This is a genomic window from Catenibacterium sp. AM22-6LB (genome assembly GCF_003435615.1).
Classification (GTDB): domain Bacteria; phylum Bacillota_I; class Bacilli_A; order Erysipelotrichales; family Coprobacillaceae; genus Catenibacterium; species Catenibacterium mitsuoka_A.
This window is the reverse complement of the sequence record NZ_QTUM01000038.1, coordinates 1-22601: the sequence shown is the minus strand read 5'-3', so window position 1 is coordinate 22601 and position 22601 is coordinate 1. Positions and strand designations below refer to the sequence as shown.

Genomic DNA, 22601 nt, shown 5'->3' with positions numbered 1-22601 from the left:
TTCTAATCATTTTTAAGCGCCTTTTTATTTAATGTCCTTGACACGGGGTCCACATTAGAGATCACTAATCTCTTTTTTTTGTATATCTGTAAGTGTTTACTTAGGAGTTATCGATAAAAACTTAGTGATATTCGTAAATATCACTATTTAATTTAGAGAAGTATCTAAAATATAAGTAAAAGTTATGAGAAAATAATGTAACTGTAGCGCTTTTTGTTTCTATAGGTTATCGAAAATGGTATAATAGTGCCAAGAGGTGACGCTTAAAAATGGATATTAATAAAAAATATGAGCAATGGTTAAATTATGAAGGCATGGACGCTTCATTAAAGGCAGAACTTGCCGGAATGACAGAAGAACAGAAGGAAGATGCTTTCTATAAGAATCTTGAATTCGGTACAGCAGGTATGCGTGGTATTTTAGGTGCAGGTACAAACCGTATGAACATTTATACAGTTCGTAAAGCAAATATGGGATTTGCGAAATATGTAGCTAATTTACCAGAAGGTAAAGAACGTGGAGTGGCAATCAGTTATGATAATAGACATATGTCATATCGTTTTGCGATTGAATCTGCAAAGATTCTCGCAAAGTTTGGTATTAAGTCTTATATCATGGAATCTTTAAGACCTACTCCAGAATTATCTTTCGCAGTACGTTATTTAAAATGTGCAGGTGGTATCATGATTACTGCTTCTCATAACCCTAAGGAATATAACGGTTATAAAGTATATGATGATACTGGTTGTCAGTTGATCCCTGAATGGGGTGATATTGTTGTTGATTATGTAAATGAAATTGATGACGAATTAGAAATCGAACAGATCAGTGATGAAGAAGCTTATCCATTCATTACATGGGTAGGAGAAGAAGTAGATGAAGCTTATTATAAAGCTGTAATGGGTATTGAAATCAATCCTGGACTAGATAAGTCTGATTTCAAGATTGTTTATTCACCACAGCATGGTGCAGATAACATCCCTGTAAGAACATGTTTAAAGAGATTAGGTTATGATATTGTGCCAGTACTTGCACAGTGTGCACCTGATCCAGATTATACAAATACTAAGTCTCCAAACCCAGAAGTAGATGCTTCTTATGAATTAGCTATTAAGCTTGCGAAAGAAGTAGATGCTGATGTAGTCGCAATTACAGACCCAGATGGTGATAGACTTGGTGTTGTCGCAAAACACAATGGTGAATATGTATTAATGAGTGGTAACCAGAGTGCTGCTGTATATCTTGAATATATCTTATCTCAGAGAAAAGAGAAGGGTACATTACCTGATAATGCAGTTATGTATAATACTATTGTTACAAGTGATCTTGGTGAATTAGTTGCGAGAAACTATGGTGTTGATGTTGAAAAGACATTAACTGGATTCAAGTTCATTGGTGATAAGATCAGAAAGTATGAAAAGACTCATGAAAAACAGTTCATCTTTGGTTATGAAGAAAGCTATGGCTGTGTTGTAGAAGACTTCGTAAGAGATAAAGATGCTGTACAGGCTGTATTACTTGCTGCTGAATGTGGTAACTACTATAAGAAACAGGGTAAGGATCTTATTGATGTATTGAATGAATTATATGCTAAGTATGGTACATTCAAAGAATCACAGATTGCCTTAGCTAAGGCTGGTGCTGCAGGTGCTGCACGTATTAAAGAAATGATGGATACTTTAAGACAGGATAAGCCTACTGAAATTGGTGGCGTAAAGGTTGTATTAAGTGAAGATTATGCAACAAGTGAACGTTCTGATGGCACTACAATTGACTTACCTAAGTCAAATGTATTAAAGTATTATCTAGAAGATGGTTCTTGGATTGCTGCTAGACCTTCTGGTACAGAACCTAAATGTAAATTTTATTTCTCAATTAAGGGTAAAGATGCGAAGGATGCTGCTGATAAGACAGAAGTATTCCATAAGGCAATGATGGAATTAATTGGTGAATAACTCATATGGGGGCTCTATCTTCGATAGAGTCCTTTATTATTTGGAGGTGTAAAATGTATAAATTATTAGTTGTAGAAGATGAAGTACTGATTAGAGATATTATTAAAGAATATTTCGCAACAAGAGATTATGAAGTCATTGAAGCTGTAGATGGTTATGATGCTTTAGAAAAAGTGAATCAGGATATTGATATGGTTTTACTTGATATTATGATGCCAGGAATGGATGGGTATGAAACATGTAAGAAGATCCGTGAAAAATATGATATGCCTATTATTTTTATCAGTGCTTTATCTGAAACTGATAATATGTTAGATGGTTATCATGTAGGTGCAGATGATTATATTACTAAACCATTTAAACCTTCTGTTTTATATGCGAAATGTCAGGCTATTTTAAATAGAAGCAAGAAGACAGAAAAAGAAGAGAAAGAAACAATCTGGCTAGATGAAAGTAAGCATCTCATGTATGTGGATGGTGAAGCGGTAGCACTTCCTAATAAAGAGTATTTATTGATGGAGTTATTTCTAAATAATAAGAATCAGTTATTTACTCGTTCTCAGATTTTAAATAAGGTCTGGGGTTATGATTATTATGGTGATGGACGTGCTGTAGATACTTATATTAAGAAACTAAGAAAAAAGTTAGGTGTACATTCACATCGTATTCAGACTATTATGAAGGCAGGTTATACATATACGGATGAAGAAGACTAAATGGTCTTTTGGACTTGTACAGCGTACTTTCTTCTTAATGTTGTTTGTATTTGTAATTATTCTAGGACTTATGTCCTTACAAGGTATTACAGAATACAAGGAACGTCTTATTAGTTCAACTTACGATGCTTCACTCACTTCAGGAATACAGAGTATTTATCAAACAGAATATTCATTAGATAATAAGAATATGACTAAATATTTAAAGAATTACTATCTAACCAATGAAGGTATGTCTGCAATTGTTGATAGTGATAATAATATTAAGTCATTTGTGAGTAGTGCTTCTTTACATGTATCTCAATTATGGATTCTTGATGAAAATAAGAGTCAAGAAATCATGGTAGATATATCTGAAAATAATTTAGTAAAGAAAATCAATGAATATATGATTGCCCATCCGGATGAGAATTATGAAGTAGTTATAGGTGGTGTACAGTCTAAAAAGAAACAATATTATATTAATAATGATAAACAAGAAGTTGAATACTATACATCAATGGATACAACAGGTATTCATCCTGCTTATCTTGCGATTAATGGCAAGGTGTTACTTAATAACTCACATAAATCATTGAAGAAATATAAAGTATCCTGGTATATGTCAGAAAGATGTTTTTATGAAAGAAATGGTTCAAGCGGTGGAAGAGAGTTTACGGATTATAAGAAGTTAAAAAAGGCCTTAGAGAAACAGATTAAGAAGATTGATAGTATTGAATATGCAAGAGGATCTGATTATGTGCATTCTAAGAGTATTAATGTAGGTGATGGTACAATGACTATTGTGCTTTCAGAACTTAATCAAGAAATCTCTTCTGTATCAAATACAAGTGGTGTAAAAGGTTATTTTGTATCAGCAAGCTTTATACCAAAATTAACTAAAAGAGCGGCTGTGAACTATTTTGAACATTCCTGGTATATTTATATTATTGTGCTCTGGTTAAATGTTGTGATTTCTATTGTAATCTCACATATGATTACTAAACCATTAAGACATGTATCAGAAGTTACAAGTGAAATTGCGAAAAATGATTTTAGTGAGAAGTTCTTAATTACACGTCATGATGAAATAGGACAGTTAGAAAACAATATTAATATCATGAGTACGAACTTAGAGAATACAATCAATCAGCTTACAGAACAATTAGAACATGTCCAAAGACTTGAACATACAAGAAAACAGTTTATTGCGAACTTCACACATGAGATCAAAACACCTCTTGGTATTATTGCCGGTTATTCTGAATTATTAGAAGATGCCACTTCGCAGGAATCAAGAGAAAAATATATTTCTATCATCAATGAACAGATAGAGCGTATTAATGGAATTGTACTCACAATGTTGGAACTTTCACGTTTAGAGTCAGGTAAGATTGAACTCAATAACTATTATGTTTCATTATCTGAATTAGTAGAAGAAGTTATAGATGACTTTGAATATGAATTAGAAAAGAAACAACTTCATGTAGTAAAGGAATATGAAGAAGTAGATTTAGATTGTGATCCTATTCAGATAGAAAGAGTCATTAACAACCTCACATCTAATGCGATTAAACATACCGAAGAACATGGTACAATCACATATCGTATTATGAAGCATCGCTTTGAGATAGAAAATGAAGGACATCATCTCTCTCAGGAAGAGATGGAATCTATCTGGGAAGCCTATATTTCTAAGGATCAAGGTGGAACAGGACTCGGTCTTCCTATCGTAAAAGCGATATTAGAGAGACATGGATATCATTTTGGAGTAGAAAATACAGAAAAAGGTGTTCTATTCTACTTTGAATATTGATATAATAAGGCAAGTAGGGAATGGGTGATCTTATGAAACTAAAAAGAGTACAGTTTTTTATGTCTAAACAAAGTTATCTAGCTAGTCTCCTTGCGATTGCAGCATTAGTCTGTTATTTCATAGGTTACGCCTCAATTGCGATTATTCTGACTATCGCGATTATTATTTGTTTAGTTATTTATTTTATTCTTGGTCTCGTTTATTGGAGATGCCCTTATTGTCATAACTACCTTCCCACAAAAGATGCAGGTAGTTTAACAGTGTGTCCCCATTGTCAAAAAGAATTATTTAGAGATGAAGAAAACAATACTGTAGAAAAATAAAAGACTGATATCACTTATGTGATATCAGTCTTTTTCTATAAGTAAATAGCTTTATTGATGTGAAGATAGTAGATAATAGGCTGTACATCTGTATGGAATACTTCTTTAAGTACTTTAGAGTAATAAGACAACTGTGTGCGATGGAGATCTTTAAGTGTTTCATCACTATTATCTTTTGATACTCTATCTGTCTTATAGTCTAATACATAAACCTTATTGTCTTTTATAAAGACTAAGTCAAATATACCATTGATGATTAATCCATTTTCATCTTTATATCTAAATTGTTTTTCCTGGTAAATTTGATCTGCATCTTTAATCAATTGATATGTATCACTATTGATAAAATCATTGATATGAGGAAGATAGTTGTTTAAGATCTTGAGTCCTTCCTCATCAAACATCTGATTCTTATAAAGTGATTCAATCAATTTCTGAGGATCATCATCTTTGAAATTAAAGTAGCTCAATAAGTTATGTACGAGTGTTCCTCTATCTGTCGCTAGATAGTGAGTTTCTTCATTGCTGAAATCAAAGTGAGTTTCATCACTCTTCATTTCTTCCATACTTGTGACCGCAATGCTACGTGGTTCAACAGGATATGGATATTCAAAATCATAATACTTCTTGTAGGCACGATATTGGTTCTCTATCTTTATTTTCGCATAAGGTGGAATACGTTGTACTGTTTCACTGCTATCTAGTATTGTGCAATGGAAACGCGCTAACTGAGTATCTTTATTATCTAGTTCTTTAAAAGAAGAACAATCTAATGAAAGATAAGGTCTGATTTCAGGAATTAGTATCTTAATATCATTTTGGAAGTCTTTATGTCTTAATAAAGCCATAAGAACCCAGCTTAAATAATTGTTTGTAGAACGCATGGCGAGATTATATACAACACCCTGCCCCTTCTTTAGAGTAGGGTCTGTATCATTGGCCTGTACCTGACGGGCAATAGAAATGATTTCTTCTTCATCCTTGATTGTACCAGTTAAGATCAGTTTCTTTTCTGCACGTGTTAAGGCAACATAAAGAATACGCATTTCTTCATTCACAGTTTCTTGACGAATGAATATCTTCAACATCTTTGAATAAGGATGCTCATACTTACATACAATATTTCCAAATGAAGATTCTTCTAGCCTACATACACTTCCTGCTACTCCATCATGCTGAGATATGATAATGTCGGCTTTTTCATCAGAATTATTAAATTTCTTCTGCATTGCACTCACAAAGACGACTGGAAACTGTAATCCTTTAGACTTATGAATAGTCATGAACTCTACTGCATCATTTTCATCACTCGCAATAAATCCAGGTGCTTGGTTAGAAGAAGAATCTAATAGTTCTAAGTAATCCTTTAAATAAGGATATTCTTCATTAGTACGGAATGTTTCTAATAGAATATCTAAGTTTGCGCTACGTTGTTCACCATTCATTAACTGAGATACAAAAGCCTGGTATCCTGTTTCTTTTAAACATTTCTTTAATGTTTCATAAGGTGAAGATGTCATGGCTGTATTTCTTAAATCATCAAATACTTCTAAAAAATGAAGTACTTTATTATTGGTATGATGTGTGAGGTTGATATAGAGAGGATCATCTGCATCTCTGATTTCTAATAACTCATTCTCAGTAAAATGAGAAAATAAGAAGTTATTATGTAATACAGATAACATCGCAATATCATCATATGGATTAACTAAAGCCTTTAATAATGTCATCATACTAATGACTTCATTAGACTCAAACAAACCACTTGATAAAGTAATATTTGCAGGAATATGATAACGTTCAAAAACCTTCTTATAGGTAATAAATTCAGTTGTAGCACGCATCAGTACCGCAAAATCATGATACTTATAATCTGTAACCTGCCTCATTTGAATGATTTTCTGAGCAACCATATGTGCTTCCACTTCAGACTTTGTATATTCTTCCTGATTATTATAAAGAGAAATAAGTATATCTGTATCAAAATCATGATTTTTTTCTAGTTCAGGGAGTGTTGTACCCTTTGCATCAAAATCATATCTTAAAATCGCATTATCACCATGGATATACTCTAAACCACCTACAGAACTATCCATAATACAATCAAAAATATAATTAACACTGTCTAATACAACCTTTTCAGAACGATAGTTATACTTTAAATCAATACGAATATTTGTATCGTATTCTGTCATTTCTTCTAGTTTAGTGAATGTATCAAACTTATACTGGAAAATAGAAGGATCAGCCTGTCTAAAGCGATAAATAGACTGCTTCATATCACCGACCATAAACATTGGAATATGTTCATCATAGTTCGCAATCTTTAAGACAAGGTTTTCTTGCATTTCATTGGTATCTTGATACTCATCCACCATGATTTCCTTTAATGTATGATTCAATCTTTCTACAACTGGAAGATCAGGTTGCAACAGTCTTGTCGCATATTCTTCTAGATCATGGAAGTCTAATTCATTTCTAGCCTTCTTTGCTTCACTATAATCTTTATTGAACTGATCTAATAGTCCATCTTTACCAAGTAAGAATTCAATATCTTTAAAAGAATAATCAAGATACTTTTTCAATTCTTCTGTTGAAGTATAAGATAAAAACTTCTTTAATTTTGAAAGAGGATCAGTGACATTTCCTTTTAACTTTGTATATTGTTTCTTAACAGAATCATCTACACCTAATTCACTCCATTTAATACTTGCCATTTCTAACTTTTGAGATAGTAAACTATTTAATGTATCAAAGGTAAGAGGTCTATTTAAGGCATCATAGAGATCAGAATAATAATCATATAATGCAGTGGCAGGTGCAGGTTTTTTCGCATTTTCAACAGTTTCAAAGAAATAAGTAATATCATGCTTTTCACAGAAGCGATATAAAATATTATAGGCACTTAAACTTTTAAGACAGCAGTCTCTATATAATTGAGTCATACCGTCTAGAATAGGCATGTTTCTAGAAAGATTAAAATCATAATATCTTTCATGAACTTGATCAAGGAAACGATGGAAATCTACAAAAGAATTGGTGATATTCTGGAAGTCTATTAAAGTCTTCTTTAAATCATCAAAGTTATTTTTTGTGTTATGACGATAAGCATAATCCTTGAAATCTGGATCTTCTATCCATTTCTCTAAACACTGATCTAGTACTTGGTCTTTAATTAAATCAGGTGAAGGGTTCACCTTAAATCCTGGCATCACACCAATTAAATAGCCATATTTCTCTAATAGTGTCTTACAGAAACTATCAAATGTAGTGATATAGGCATGAGGGAGTAATTGAATCTGTTCTTGAATATGTCTCAATGTTTCTTCATCATGATTAGCTAAAGCTTCTTCATGCAGAGACACATTCAATCTTTGTTTCATTTCATTTCCTGCTGCTTTAGTAAAAGTTAATACTAGGAATTGATCCATTGAATAATGATCATTCACAATCAAACTAATTAAACGGGCTACAAGAATTCTTGTCTTTCCTGAGCCGGCAGGAGCACTGACAAGAATAGTCTTTCCTCTTAAATCAATTGCAGCCTGTTGTTCTTTATTGTATTTAGGCATTCTTGTCATCTCCTTTTAGTTTCTTATACATATCTTTCGCAATCATTCTATTTTCATTTTCAAATACATCAAATAAGCATACTGACTTATAAGGACAGTAAGTACATGGATAAACCTTAAAATCACTGTCTGGCTGGGCACCATCTGTTAAGGTAGGATGGATAGGAATTAATCCAGCATGAATCTTTTTATATAGTTCAGAAATATGCTTTTCCACATATTCCATAATTGAATCTAGTTCATCAGGAGAAATAACCTTTGCGCTATTTGCATATTCTCCAGACTTCTTTACCTTAACAGGCGCAACTAATTCAGGTGTAGATCCGAGTCCTTTTACAGAATTAGTAGATCCATCATCCACCATATAGCCTTCCATACGATATTCTTTTAATACATCCTCATCGCTAAGCGCATAACTTGTATCACGTGTTAGTATTCGTTTCTTCATATTAAAGTACAACATGCCAGCACGATCCTTATTCTCCTGTTTACATAACATATCTAGATAAACAAGCATTTGAATATTAAATCCTTGCATCGCAAGATTTAAATCAATTTCTTTATTGCTGGATTTATAATCTACTATACGTGCATAATTTTCAAATTCATCTACTCTATCAATAATGCCTGAAAAAGGAACATCACCAATCTGTCCAGAAATCTCTTTTTCTTTAGATACAGGTATATACCCACCCATTTTTAACTGCTTCTGAATAATCTTGATTGTCATCTTCATATCTTCAATCAGATTATTAATAAAATACTGGTTCATTGGATGACCATCATATTTCTCTTTCAGATTTTCTTCTATATAATGCATTGCTTCTTTGTCTACAAGAGATTCATCTTCTAGACATTTCTCCATTAAATAATGACATAAAGAACCGAGTTCACTTGACTGCAAAGTATCTTCTCTCTTTTCTGTAATCTTTAATCCATATTTAATGTAATAAGAGAAAGGACATTTATTATATGTCTCTAAACGAGATACACTGACTCCTCTTCCGAGCTTATTTGTATCTTTAATAAACTCAGGCTGGTTACTTGTCATCTTATAATGATCAATCAATCGATTAATAGGATCTTCATCTATACGTGATTGATTTAAATATAGGTTATTCTTGATGAGATTCAATGGAGGATTAATATATTCTAATTCAAATAGATCACTTAAACGTGACATGAGAATAGAAGGAATTAACTCATTGGCAGCCATATTCTTTTTACTATAAGAGAATGTATAAGATAAATAAGGGTTTAAAAGAACTTGTATAATACGCTTATAATGTGCCTGTAACTGTTCATCTAATAATAGAGGATGAGGATTAAATTGTTTATAGTCTTCCTCCATTAAGAATCCTTTATCACTGATTTCTAAAGGTAGGAATGTTTCATTGATTCCTGTTAAGTAAATATGTTTTTGTGTTGCAGTGAGTCCCTTTTCAAGTGAAGTCACGATAACACCTGTCTTATTTATTTCTCTTTTACCTGGGATAATACATTGGAGGAATAAATCAAACTCTTCAGGACTAATTTCATCATTACATTTATAGGTATCAAGAGTTTTAATCATAGAGGCACTGATATCCTGTTTTTGAAGGAACTGAATAATTTCTTTAAAAGTATGTCCTTTACACTCTGATAATGATCGAGACATTTTACGGTAGTCACTATTATAATGACATGTTTCATTTTGTGATAATGTGGCAGGAATATTGAGTTCATCAAAACAAATAGTTAAATAATCTGAATAACTTGCCTGATTTGTAATGATCATAAAATCTTCATATTGCAGCTGTTCATTCACAATACGTGATTTAATATCACAGGCAATCTTCATACATTCTTGCATAGGATGACCACCTGTAATAATACGTCCTTTAGCTACATTATGCACATCCACATTATCAAATAAATGATGAATAATAGCATCTTCATATTCATTTAATACTTCATCTGCATCTGTCGTCTCTAATAATGTGACTGGAACATAGTTGTCTATCTTCTTAAACAACTCTTTGGATGCAATATGAGGATAATCATCACTCATAATATAAAGAGGTGTCTTTAATGAATCGTCTATTAAATCTTCTACCATCTCTTCAATTGTCCAATATCCTCCTGAAATAAGAGAATTAATTGTATATAAATCTTCACATTTTTTACTTAATAAAGTATCTTCGAAAAACTGTTCAAGAGTTATATTATTTCTATGAATCTTCTTAAGTGTATTAATGAGTTCAAGAATCATCTCATAAGAATTAGAACTAAACTGTATTGTATTAAATGTATGACAAGAAAGAATATGACGCATTATAAAAACAAGATCTGCCTGTGAATAAATATGACGGGCAAACTGTTTATGTGAAATCAAAATCTTATCTATATATTGTTTAAGTGTTAGAACTTCTATATCAAATAAACAGGAATACTTATTCAAGAATAGATCTTCTACATATTCTGTATTCTCTGTAATGATATAAGCAGGACCCGGTAAGTGTTTTGCCAATTCATTGAGTTTTTTATTGAGGTGCATCCCTTTAATAATCTGCATAATGATTCTCCTTCATTTGTACTTTGGTACTATTATATCATTGCATCTAAAATCATGCATTAAGTTCAGTCTCTATAACACCTATATAATGGAGTTAAGAAAAAAAGAAGCCGTAACGCTCTAGGTAGTAGATACTATCTGTTTGTTACAGCCACTAATATGATTTTCAATTATAATATTTAGATTATTTAATTAAAACAAATTCAGTTTCAACAGAAGGAGTAATTCCATTTATCCATTGATTTAAGAAAAAATCATTTTTCTTTGGGAATTCATTCACTAAATCATGACCTCTTTTGATTTCTATTTCTTCAGAAAAAGCAGTATTATCTTTTTCAAAATAAATATCTTTAGTTTCTAGATGGAATAAGATTGCTCGTGTGATCCATAGTTCATAGATATCATCAGAAATTTTAACTTTTTGATGCTCATTCACTAAAGTAATTTTATTGACTATTTCATCAACTGGAGTATCAATTTGGTCAGTATCTTCAAAAAATGAGCGAATGTCATTTTCATTTACCTCTTTAATTGACCATAAAGCAATATCATCAACTGAATCAAAATATTGTATCGATTCTTGTTCATTACGAAGTTCAAATGTTTTATCATTGATATAAATTCCTACGACTCCTGTTACACTGTTTGTATAATCAAATGAATCACATCGATACTTTTTGAAACATTTACCAATAAATGGCTTGAAATGTGATTCACTTAATCTAAAATCTTGTATCTTAGTCATTTTTATCTTTTTCCTCCTTTACAAAATGTATTTTTTGTTGTTTGACTCCGCCTGACTCTTTGCTATTTTTAATATTGATATCTACAGCTGGAGTTCCATCAGATGAGGATACTTTTCTATAAGAAACAATTGTTCCATCTGCTAATTTTGCAATAGTACCCTTTCCATTAGACATTTTTTTCTCAGTTGCTCCATGAGTTAATTAGTGAATAATCTTTTTGTGGAATATAGAAAAGAGCTGTAACGCTTAAGGTAGTATTGAATACTATCTATTCGTTACAGCTTTATTTATTAACGTAACTCATCAAGCCACATAGATACATCTGCATCACTAGGCATACGTAAATCTCCACGAGGAGATAAAGCCACTGAACCAACTTTAGGTCCATCTGGGATACAGCTACGCTTGAACTGCTGAGTAAAGAAACGTCTATAGAATAGAGTTAGCCATTTCTTAATTGTTGCTTCATCATATTTGTCACCATATGTATGAATTGCAATACGTAATAATTTCTGTGGTTCATAATGGAATCTTGCATGATGATAAAGGAAGAAGTCATGTAATTCATAAGGCCCTACAATATCTTCTGTCTTCTGAGTAATTTCACCATCTTTTGCAGGAAGTAATTCAGGTGAAACTGGTGTATGAAGAATATCCTGTAATGTAGCTTCTAGTACTTCACCTTTATATAAAGTAGATACATAATCAACAAGATATCTTACTAGTGTCTTAGGAACAGAAACATTAACGCCATACATACTCATATGGTCACCATTATAAGTAGACCATCCAAGTGCAACTTCTGATAAGTCTCCTGTACCTACGACAATACCACCTGCCTGATTCGCAATATCCATAAGTACCTGTGTTCTTTCACGAGCCTGACAGTTTTCATAAGTGACATCATGGACTTCAGAGTCATGATTAATATCCTTGAAATGCTGGTTAACGGCATCTTTGATATTGACTGTCATAGAAGTGACTTCTAGTTCTTTCATAAGTGTTAAGGCATTATTTAAAGTACGATCTGTTGTACCAAAACAAGGCATAGTGACCGCAATAATATCTGATACAGGACGACCTAGCATCTTATAAGCCTTATGCATTACAAGTAAGGCAAGAGTAGAATCAAGTCCTCCAGACATACCAACGACGACTTTCTTAATATGAGCTGCTTCAAGTCTCTGCATTAAGCCATGAGTCTGAATATTAAATACTTCTTCACAACGTGCAGCACGTTTATCTTTATCACTAGGGACAAATGGATGAGGATCATAATAACGATCTAAATCTAATTCTTCATCATCTAATGCAAATGGTACAGCATCAAAATAATCTTCACTATCATAAGTGGTCATTTCAATACGTTCTGTATGAATCTTTTCTAAATCCATATCTGCATAGATTAAACCTGTAGAATACTGAGTAGATTCTTTAAGTAATGTACCATTTTCATAAATAAGGTGATGATTAGAGAATACCACATCAGTTGTTGATTCACCTACACCTGTATTACTATAAACATAGCCACATACAAGTCTTGCACTTGTTGCACTAATTAAGCTACGTCTATAATCACTCTTACCTGTTAAGTTATTAGATGCAGAAGGGTTCACAATAAGTGTTGCCCCGTTTAAACATGCATCAGTACTTGGTGTATGAGGTGCCCATACATCTTCACATATTTCTACTCCAATCTTTAACCAAGGATGATTCACATCTTCAAAAATCTGTTCAGTTGTCACATGAATTTCCTGATCACATAAAGTAATATACTCATCTAAATCACGACCACTCCTGAAATGTCTACCTTCATAGAATTCATGATAATTTGGAATATATGTCTTAGGTACAGCACCTAGAATATCTCCTCTATGTAATACAAGAGCACAGTTGTAAAGATCGTTACGGATGACAAGTGGCATTCCAATAACAATCACTGTATCAAGATCTTTTGTTTCATCTAGAATATATTGAAGCTGTGTTTCTGATTCATTCAATACTCTTTTCTGAAAGAAAAGATCTTCAATTGTATAACCAGTTAAACATAACTCATTTAATACAAGAACCTGTGTATGATTTGCGTTGGCTTCTTTTGATAAACGGATAATCTCCTGCGCATTCTTTTTCACATTTGCGATAGAGACTTTAAAAGAACCAGCTGCAACTCTAATAAAACCATCTTTCATAAACATTCCTCCAATTTCTCTCTCATTATATCAAAAAAAGTTCACATGAGTGAACTTTATAATAAATGTATATCATTTTCTTCGCAGATACGCATTGTATCTTCATCCCATAATGAAGCCTGTACTTCACCAATATGGGCTTTCTTTAAGAAGAACATACATAAACGTGACTGACCAATACCGCCACCAATACTTAATGGATAAACATTGTTTAAAACGTTCTGATGGTAAGGAAGTTCAGTACGTTCTTCAGCATGTGCTTTCTTTAACTGTTCTTTTAAAGCTTTCGCATCAACACGTACACCCATAGAAGATAATTCAAATGCATCATCAAGAATAGGATGATAAACAAGAATATCACCATTAAGTGTCCAGTCATCATAGTCTGGTGCACGTCCATCATGTTTAATACCTGACTTAAGGGTATCCCCAATCTTCATTAAACATACAGCTTTCTTAGCCTTAGTAATAGCCCTTTCTCTTTCCTTTGGTGTTAAATCAGGATAAACATCTTCTAATTCCTGTGTGGTAATAAAGAAAATCTTTTCTGGTAATAATCCTTTATCTAATTTTGGATAATGACGAATCATTAAGAAATCTAAATCTAATAAAGCTTTATAAATCTTCTTAACAGTCTGTTTAAAGAAATCAACAGTACGATCTTCAGGTTTGATCACTAATTCCCAGTCCCACTGGTCTACATACATAGAATGAAGGTTATCAATTGTTTCATCTCTTCTGATTGCATTCATATCTGTATATAGTCCAGTATGTGCTTCAAAGCCATATCTATAAAGTGCATCACGCTTCCACTTTGCAAGTGAATGAATGATTTCAATTTCATCATCATTATTTAACTCATAGCTGTTGAAAGCTACTGGTCTTTCAGTTCCATTTAAATCATCATTTAATCCTGTGTTTTTTAATAAGAATAGTGGTGCAGATACTCGAGTGAGTCTTAATTCTTCTGATAAACGTCTTTCAAAATAGTCCTTAATCATTTTAATCGCAACTTCAGTCTCAATCAGATTGAGTTGTGAATGATAGTTTTCTGGTATAAATACTTTGCTCATAACTTTACTCCTTTATACATGATTATATAAGAAAAAAATAAAAAAGAAAGAAAGAAAACAGTATTTCTTTGAATATTTAAAAATATGTAATAATTTAGGGAAATTGAAAAAATAACGAACTTGATTGACTTATTTCCGATTATTTAATACAATGTTGAAAACACAAGATAAGGAGATGCACAATGGAAAAATTGTTTAAGAGCACAAGAGGCAATCAGACACCTATTGATTTTTATACATCTATTCTTCAGGGAATTGCAAGTGATGGGGGATTACTTGTACCTGACTTCGATTTTGAGAAGAAAAACCTAGAAGATTTACTCCCATTAAACTATGTAGATCTTGCAACTGAGATTATTGGTACATTTGCACCAAGTGATGCAAAAGAAGCATTACATACAGCCTGCAATCAGGCTTATGGTGAAGGTTTATTCTGTGATGAAGTGGTTCCTGTAAAGAAAGCAGGAAATGTATATGTTGCAGAACTCTATCAGGGGCCTACAGCTGCATTCAAGGATATGGCATTATCTATTCTTCCAAGAATGATGACTCTTTCTTTAAAGAAGAAAGGTGAAGAACGTGAAGTGATGATTCTTGCAGCTACAAGTGGTGATACAGGTAAAGCTGCATTAGAAGGCTTTAAAGATGTAGAAGGGACTTGTATTAAGGTTTTCTATCCAATCGATGGTGTATCAGCTATTCAGCAGCAGCAGATGGTGACAACAACAGGTAAGAATGTTGAAATCATCGGTATTAGAGGTAACTTTGATGATGCACAGTCTGCAGTTAAGAAGGCATTTGGTTCTAAAGAATTAAAAGAACTTTGTGATGAACATCATATTTTCTTATCTTCAGCTAACTCAATCAATATTGGACGTTTAATTCCACAGATTGTATATTACTTCTATTCATATTTAACACTTGTGAAGAGAAATGAAATCAAACTAGGAGAAACAGTGAACTTTACAGTGCCTTCAGGTAACTTTGGTAACTGCTTAGCTGGATGGATTGCAAAGAATATGGGATTACCAGTGAACCAGTTCATTGTTGCTTCTAATAAGAATAATATCTTAACTGATTTCTTCACTACTGGTACTTATGATGCAAGACGTGAATTCTATAAGACTAATGCTCCTGCTATGGATATCTTAGTTTCTAGTAATCTAGAAAGATTAGTATGGTTCATGGTGAATGGTGATAGTGAAAAAGTGAATAAGTATATGGAAGAACTTAAAGAAACAGGTGTTTATAAAGTAGATGATGAAACACTTGCAAGAGTTCAGAAAGAATTCAAGGCAGGATGTCTTGGAGAAGAAGATGTACTTAAAGTTGTTCATGACTGCTGGAATGAAAACAAGTATTTATTAGATACACATACGGCTGTTGGTTATGGTGTTTATGAAGAATATGTCAAGAACACTGGTGATACAACTAAAACAATCTTACTTTCTACTGCATCACCTTATAAGTTCCCAGAATCTGTATATCAGGCATTAACTGGTGAAGAAGTAGATGTTTATACAGCTATTGAAAAACTACATGATTTAACTGGTATGGAAATTTCTTACCCATTAAAAGGTATTAAGGATCGTGAAATCCTTCATAAGGGTGTTATTGATAGAGATGCAATTCTAGATACTATTGCAGAAAAGATCAAGGAGTACTAATTATGTTTGTAAAGGTAAGAGTTCCTGCAACAAGCGCAAACTTAGGACCTGGATTTGACGTTGCTGGTCTAGCAGTAACTTTATATAATACATTCACTTTTGAATTATTAGATGAAGGATTAGAAATCTTAGGATGTCCTGAACAGTTTGCGAACAAAGATAACTTAACTTATCGTGCTTTTGAAGAAGGTGCACGTTATGTAGGATTAGATTATAAAGGACTACGTATTACCAATGAAGGAGATGTTCCTTATACAAGAGGATTAGGTTCTTCTTCTACATGTATTGTGGCTGGTATTGTCGGTGCTTTCGCATTCAAGAATCGTTATGAAGAACGTCAGAACATTCTTGAACTTGCGACTAAGATTGAAGGGCATCCAGACAACGTTGCTCCAGCAATCTTTGGTGGACTAACTGTATCTGTTATGGAAGAACATAAAGTGACTACATTATCTATTCCAGTTAAACAGGAATATCGTTATGTCGCACTTATTCCACCTTTCACATTATCTACAGAAAAAGCACGTTCTGTATTACCGCAGACATTAGAACGTGCAGATGCGATTAAGAATGTATCTCATCTTGCATTAATGGTTGCATCACTTATTAATGGATATGATGAAGGTTTGAAACTAGGCTTCAAGGATCGTTTCCATCAGCCATATCGTGGACACCTAATTGATAATTTCTTTCCTATTATGGAAACATTAGAGAAGGATGAAAGAGTATTAGGTGCTTATTTATCAGGTGCAGGGCCTACTATCATGGCTTTAATTCGTGCTGATGATACAATGGGTGTTGTTCGTATTAAAGAAGAATTAGGATCTTTAATTGACGGATGGCAAGTAGAAAAGTTAGAATTAGATGAACGTGGATTTACATGTGACTTTTTATAATACCTGGCAGTTGTCAGGTATTTTTTTTAGGAGGATCAAATGAAGAATTATCATACACATACAACAAGATGTATGCATGCAATTGGAAGTGAAGAAGAATATATCTTAGTAGCCATTTCAGCTGGATATACAGAACTAGGCTTTTCAGACCATACACCATGGCATTATGAATCAGGATATCATGCCACAATGCGTATGGATGAATCACAACTTGAAGACTATGTCCATACATTATCAGTACTAAGAGATAAGTATAAAGACAAGATTTCTATTAAGATTGGTTTGGAGTGTGAATACTTTGAAGATAAGATGGAGTGGCTTAAGGATCAGCTTGAAAAGTATAAGCTTGATTATATTATTTTAGGGAATCATTTTGATGGCAGTGATGAAACAGGTATTTATTATGGTTATCCAGTATCTTTAGAAGAACTAAAGAGATATGTATCACAGGTGATCAAGGCTATGGATACAGGCTTGTTCTCATATGTAGCGCATCCTGATGTTGTTTTCTATGATGAAAAGAATCAAGAACATATTGATGAGTTAGAGAAAATCTGTATTCATGCGGCTGAAATAGATATGCCTTTAGAATTTAACTTATTAGGATATAAGGCTATGCGTCATTATCCAAGTCAGCCATTTATTGATTTATGTAAGAAGCGTCATAACCGTATTATTATCGGCACAGATGCGCATGAACCAAGTGCATTAAAAGATACTAAAACATACAATCGTGCTTATACTTACTTAAAGGAAAGTGGCTTAGAAATTACTGAAGATATTAAGATGTTGAGATAGAAGGCTTGAGAAAGCCTTTTTTTCTTTTGACAGTTCCGTTGAGTGTAAATTGAAAAAGTTATGGAATATTCATGTTTATTTTGATTTAAATGTATGCAGAAAATGTAGTAATGTATCTCGCTTGATTAAGATTGCTCATATCAGGCACTATATGTCAGTAACTGAATTAGTTTGACAGTTATTGTGACATTAAATTTAAAAAACATTGATATATTCATGTTTATTTTGAATTAGATGCATGAGAAAAATGTAGTAATATAATATACGGTAGTGATATTTTTAAATTAGAAAGTATGTATTAGATATTAAAAAGAATGATATTATTTCATTTATTTAAAAAAAACTTTACAATATAAAGTGCCTAGTATTGATTAAAGGCTGTATAATAAAGGTGGTGATAAAAATGGAACATATTACAGATATAGATAAAACAGCACATCTTGAAGAATGTGTAGAAGCGGTGAGAGAAATCATTAATCCAGATGATTATGGATTAACTGAAGAAGCTCTTTATGCTCTTACAAAAGAAATCATGGATACTTCTCTTACAATGGGAGGAGACTTTCATTTAGATAACATTCGTTTCTTCGCGGAACGTTTTATTAAGAGCGGATCAATTGCACGTTTTAAGATGGCTCATGAAAATGATTTTTAAGGAGGAATTGTATGGGTAAAATAGAAGACGTTATCCAACAGTACCTGGATGAACATAAAAGTCATTATCTAGGTAAATATCGTTATAGATGTAGCTATCGTATTAGTGATACTGCGATGAAGTTTCATTATTATATGTTTGATGAAAACTTCAGAAATATCGATATTTATGTTGAGCTTTCATATGGTGAGAAAGTTGATGCGGAATTTTCAGAAAATTTAAATGACCAGGAAAAGCAGTTTATTATTAAAGATGCGCTGGTACATATTTTTTATAAAGAAAAGTTTAAACATATTCTTCATTATTCTTTGATTCCAAAAATTGTGAAGGAACATCATTTGATTGATACAAACATGGCACCAATCGATTATATCGAGATATTGGAGTATATGAAGTATCATCAGGGTATTAATCAGAAGACAATTGATTCTTTTTATGAAATCTATCTTCCAGTGATGCATGATTTAATCAAGACACAAAAATATGATGTTTATATTTGTTCGTTGATCTTATTATTGCGTAACATACTTTATGAATATGACTGGGATGGACCAAATTCTAAATATCGTGATACGGAATATCAATATCATTTATATTATGTGAGAGAATTGATCCAGGAAATCGTGGATCACTTAGATGTATTCTATAAGCATGCAGCAAGCTATTTGTTCCATCTTATGCATCTACTATGTCAGCATACTTTATTCGCATTTTGTATTATGAGCAATCTTGGTTCATTATTTAATTATAATGAGGTTGTTTTAAAGGCTTTATCAGACAATTTGAAAAAGCACTTTATCTTATACGATAAGGAAGCTAATAATTTAAATCAATGTAATCTTGTTTATTCTTATTTATTTTATTCTTATTTAAATAAGAAAGAACCTTTTAGAGAAGTAATCAAACAGGTATTTAGAACAATTGTGGATTCGATTCTTGTTTATGCAAATCATGATCTAGATCTTGCATTAGGTAATACATTATTAAAAAATGAAGGTTATGATGTATTGCTCGATTTATTCAGCAATGATTACAATACATTTATATTCACTTGCTTCCCAATTAGTTCATTCCCAACAGAAATGCGTACATCAGTTCGTAATGAACTCGTTGCTGCTATTCGTTTCTTTGCAGGTAGAATGAATAATGATAAGTATAAGCTCAGCTCATTTGAACAGGTATTAAATATCAATAGATTATTATTAGATAATTTTGGAGATTGGTATAAATGAAAAAGAGAAATATAGTCACAGCAGTCTTTGGAACAGCTGTCCTTGCTGGTGCAGGGTTATATCAGAAAACAAGTCAGTTTGTAGATGAACGCTTATATCGTACACATATTAAACGTACCTTATTTGAGACTTTAAAGCCTCAGACAGTACGTATTAAGAATATGAATGATGCGATTTTAACTGGTCATCTACTTGAAGTGGATCATGCAGACAATACATTAATCATGGTTCATGGTTTTACTAAAGATGCATCTTCTCTAGAAAATGAAGCAATCTATTTTCAGTCAATTTGCCCTCATACTAATATTTTGATGATTGATTGTTATGGTAATGGATCATCTGATGGTGTGACAAGAGGTGTTGGTTTCCAAGATGTTATGGATATTAACTATTGGAATCGTTTCATTATTCAAAAGTATGGCGAAGATTATCCAGTCTTCTTCTATGGTAAAGAAACAGGTGCTGTCGCACTACTTTGTGCAGGCAGTGCAGGTTTATTAAAGAATGCAACAAGCTTAATTGTAGAAAGTACATTTAAGAATGTGCGTGATTACTTTGCATATTTAATGAAGAATGATGGATATCCAGAATCTATTACACGTCCTTTACTTTCTATTGTATTAAGAAAAGAGTTAAATGTACCTCTAGATGATCTAGATGTCATGAGATATATAAGAAGGAATACTATTCCGACATTATTTATTCAAAACAAAAACAACAATAAGGTAGATTTTAATGATGTATTTGATTTATACAATAATGCATTATGTGTTAAAGAATTAATGCCATTAAAAGATGAGCCATTTTATGCTCTTGATGAAAAGCATCCTTATAAGGATCTTCTTACAGAGTTTTTAAATAGAAATGGATGATAGGAGGATTGAAATGTATTTTAAAGAATCAACAGGGTTCCCAAAGGATTTCTTATGGGGAAGTGCTTCGGCTGCTTATCAGGTAGAAGGTGCCTGGGCTGAAGATGGCAAAAAGCCTTCAGTATGGGATAAGTTTGTAAGAATCCCAGGTAAGACATTCAAAGCTACTACTGGTGATAAGGCAGTTGACCATTATCATATGTATAAAGAAGATGTCAGATTAATGGCTGAAATGGGGTTAAAGACTTATCGTTTCTCAATTGCCTGGTCAAGAATCTATCCAGATGGTAATGGACAGGTGAATGAAAAAGGTTTACAGTTCTATGATGACTTAATCAATGAATGCTTAAAGTATAATATTGTCCCAATGGTGACTGTATATCATTGGGATTTACCACAGGCATTAGAAGATCAATATCATGGCTGGGAAGATCGTCGTATTGTCGATGATTTTGTGAATTATGCAACTACATTATTTAAACGTTATGGTGATCGTGTTAAACATTGGATTATCTTAAATGAGCAGAATGTCTTCACTGGACATGGCTGGATGCTTGCTAAACATCCACCAGGAAAATTTAAGGATATGAAGACTTACTATCAGGTGAATCATCATGCATTCATGGCTCATGCAAAATCAGTACTTGCATTAAAGGAACTTTATCCTGATGCATTAGTCGGTTCATCATTCGCTTATGGTCCAGCTTATGCCGTATCTGATAAACCAGAAGATCAGATGGCATGTGTTGATTATGAAGACTTAAAGTCATACTACTGGATGGATGTTTATGCTTATGGACGTTATCCAAGATCTGCAATGAAGTATTTAGAATCATTAGGTGTTGCCCCTCACTTTGAAGAAGGCGATGCTGAAATTCTAAAAGAAGCTGCATCTAAAGTAGATTTCATGGGTGTTAACTACTATAAGACATGTAGTATTGAATACAACCCACTAGATGGTGTTGATTCTCTTGGTGGAGAAAACAATACAGGTAAGAAGGGTACAGCAGAAATGGAAGGTGTACCTGGTATGTATAAGGTACCTGCAAATAAGAATCTTCCTACAACTGACTGGGACTGGACTATTGATCCTATGGGACTACGTTTTGCGTGTCGTAAGATTACTTCACGTTATGATTTACCAATCGTTATTTCAGAAAACGGACTTGGCGCATTTGATAAATTAGAAGATGGAAAGATCCATGATTCATATCGTATTGAATATTTGCGTAACCATATTGAAGAATTAAAGAAAGCATGTGATGATGGATGCCGTATTCTTGCATATTGCACATGGTCATATACTGATTTATTAAGCTGGTTAAATGGTTATCAGAAACGTTATGGTTTTGTCTATGTAGATCGTGATGAAGATGAAAACTCTGGTACTCTAAAGAGAATTCCAAAAGATTCATACTATTGGTATAAGAAAGTTATTGAAACTAATGGTGAAGAATTATAATTCATAGAAGGCTGATTCATATTGAATCAGTCTTTTATAGTGTGCCGGGCATGGCACTAATTCAGTCGGAGATAAACCGACCACAGGTATTTACCG

General features: G+C 32.7%; 17 protein-coding genes. 11 read left to right on the top strand and 6 right to left on the bottom strand.

The window, feature by feature from the left end; all coding sequences use genetic code 11:
* Positions 1-269 precede the first annotated feature (269 nt).
* Genes DW269_RS08690 through DW269_RS08675 form a run of 4 tightly spaced genes read left to right on the top strand, consistent with a single transcriptional unit; the run spans position 270 to position 4789 of the window.
* Positions 270-1955 carry a phospho-sugar mutase gene (locus tag DW269_RS08690; RefSeq protein ID WP_022425161.1) on the top strand — a complete coding sequence of 562 codons (1686 nt, stop codon included), beginning with the start codon at positions 270-272 and terminating at the stop codon, positions 1953-1955.
* A 53-nt stretch (positions 1956-2008) separates the two neighbouring features.
* The gene (locus DW269_RS08685) at positions 2009-2671 is read left to right on the top strand and encodes a response regulator transcription factor (protein ID WP_233502470.1); all 663 of its coding nucleotides are present in this window, start codon (positions 2009-2011) and stop codon (positions 2669-2671) included.
* Positions 2658-4466, top strand: coding sequence for a cell wall metabolism sensor histidine kinase WalK (locus DW269_RS08680; protein WP_117459400.1), 1809 nt, complete (start codon positions 2658-2660; stop codon positions 4464-4466). The genes DW269_RS08685 and DW269_RS08680 overlap by 14 nt, the downstream gene beginning before the upstream one ends.
* A gap of 32 nt (positions 4467-4498) precedes the next feature.
* Positions 4499-4789 (top strand): hypothetical protein, encoded by a 291-nt coding sequence (locus DW269_RS08675; RefSeq protein ID WP_040389743.1) that lies wholly within the window; start codon positions 4499-4501, stop codon positions 4787-4789.
* A gap of 35 nt (positions 4790-4824) precedes the next feature.
* Here DW269_RS08675 and DW269_RS08670 read toward each other — a convergent pair whose 3' ends face one another.
* From DW269_RS08670 to asnA, 6 genes are all read right to left on the bottom strand, one after another.
* On the bottom strand, positions 4825-8361 hold the full coding sequence (locus DW269_RS08670; protein ID WP_158546346.1) for a UvrD-helicase domain-containing protein: 3537 nt from the start codon (positions 8359-8361) through the stop codon (positions 4825-4827).
* The gene (locus tag DW269_RS08665; protein ID WP_117459398.1) at positions 8354-10915 is read right to left on the bottom strand and encodes a PD-(D/E)XK nuclease family protein; all 2562 of its coding nucleotides are present in this window, start codon (positions 10913-10915) and stop codon (positions 8354-8356) included. Before DW269_RS08665 ends, DW269_RS08670 begins: the two co-directional genes overlap by 8 nt.
* A gap of 184 nt (positions 10916-11099) precedes the next feature.
* Positions 11100-11660 (bottom strand): hypothetical protein, encoded by a 561-nt coding sequence (locus tag DW269_RS08660; RefSeq protein WP_117459397.1) that lies wholly within the window; start codon positions 11658-11660, stop codon positions 11100-11102.
* Positions 11653-11835 (bottom strand): hypothetical protein, encoded by a 183-nt coding sequence (locus DW269_RS08655; protein ID WP_006505204.1) that lies wholly within the window; start codon positions 11833-11835, stop codon positions 11653-11655. The genes DW269_RS08660 and DW269_RS08655 overlap by 8 nt, the downstream gene beginning before the upstream one ends.
* 116 nt (positions 11836-11951) lie before the next feature.
* Positions 11952-13850, bottom strand: a complete 1899-nt coding sequence (locus DW269_RS08650) for an NAD(+) synthase (protein WP_117459396.1) — start codon at positions 13848-13850, stop codon at positions 11952-11954.
* Between the two features lie 56 nt (positions 13851-13906).
* Positions 13907-14923, bottom strand: a complete 1017-nt coding sequence (asnA, locus tag DW269_RS08645; RefSeq protein WP_117459395.1) for an aspartate--ammonia ligase — start codon at positions 14921-14923, stop codon at positions 13907-13909.
* A gap of 182 nt (positions 14924-15105) precedes the next feature.
* On the opposite strand from asnA, the gene thrC reads away from it, so the two are divergent.
* The 7 genes from thrC (at position 15106) to DW269_RS08610 (ending at position 22505) form a co-directional block, all read left to right on the top strand.
* Entirely contained in the window at positions 15106-16590 is a 1485-nt protein-coding gene (gene thrC / locus DW269_RS08640) for a threonine synthase (protein ID WP_117459394.1), read from the top strand.
* Positions 16591-16592: 2 nt separating this feature from the next.
* On the top strand, positions 16593-17486 hold the full coding sequence (thrB, locus tag DW269_RS08635) for a homoserine kinase (RefSeq protein ID WP_022425153.1): 894 nt from the start codon (positions 16593-16595) through the stop codon (positions 17484-17486).
* 39 nt (positions 17487-17525) lie between these two features.
* Positions 17526-18284: a histidinol-phosphatase gene (locus DW269_RS08630; protein WP_117459393.1), complete on the top strand. Its 759-nt coding sequence runs from the start codon at positions 17526-17528 to the stop codon at positions 18282-18284.
* 403 nt (positions 18285-18687) lie between these two features.
* Complete coding sequence (locus tag DW269_RS08625; RefSeq protein ID WP_006505197.1) at positions 18688-18939, top strand: hypothetical protein; 252 nt, start codon at positions 18688-18690, stop codon at positions 18937-18939.
* Positions 18940-18950: 11 nt separating this feature from the next.
* Complete coding sequence (locus DW269_RS08620) at positions 18951-20171, top strand: hypothetical protein (RefSeq protein ID WP_117459392.1); 1221 nt, start codon at positions 18951-18953, stop codon at positions 20169-20171.
* The gene (locus tag DW269_RS08615; RefSeq protein ID WP_117459391.1) at positions 20168-21043 is read left to right on the top strand and encodes a hypothetical protein; all 876 of its coding nucleotides are present in this window, start codon (positions 20168-20170) and stop codon (positions 21041-21043) included. Before DW269_RS08620 ends, DW269_RS08615 begins: the two co-directional genes overlap by 4 nt.
* A gap of 13 nt (positions 21044-21056) precedes the next feature.
* Positions 21057-22505, top strand: a complete 1449-nt coding sequence (locus DW269_RS08610) for a glycoside hydrolase family 1 protein (RefSeq protein ID WP_117459390.1) — start codon at positions 21057-21059, stop codon at positions 22503-22505.
* Positions 22506-22601 lie beyond the last annotated feature (96 nt).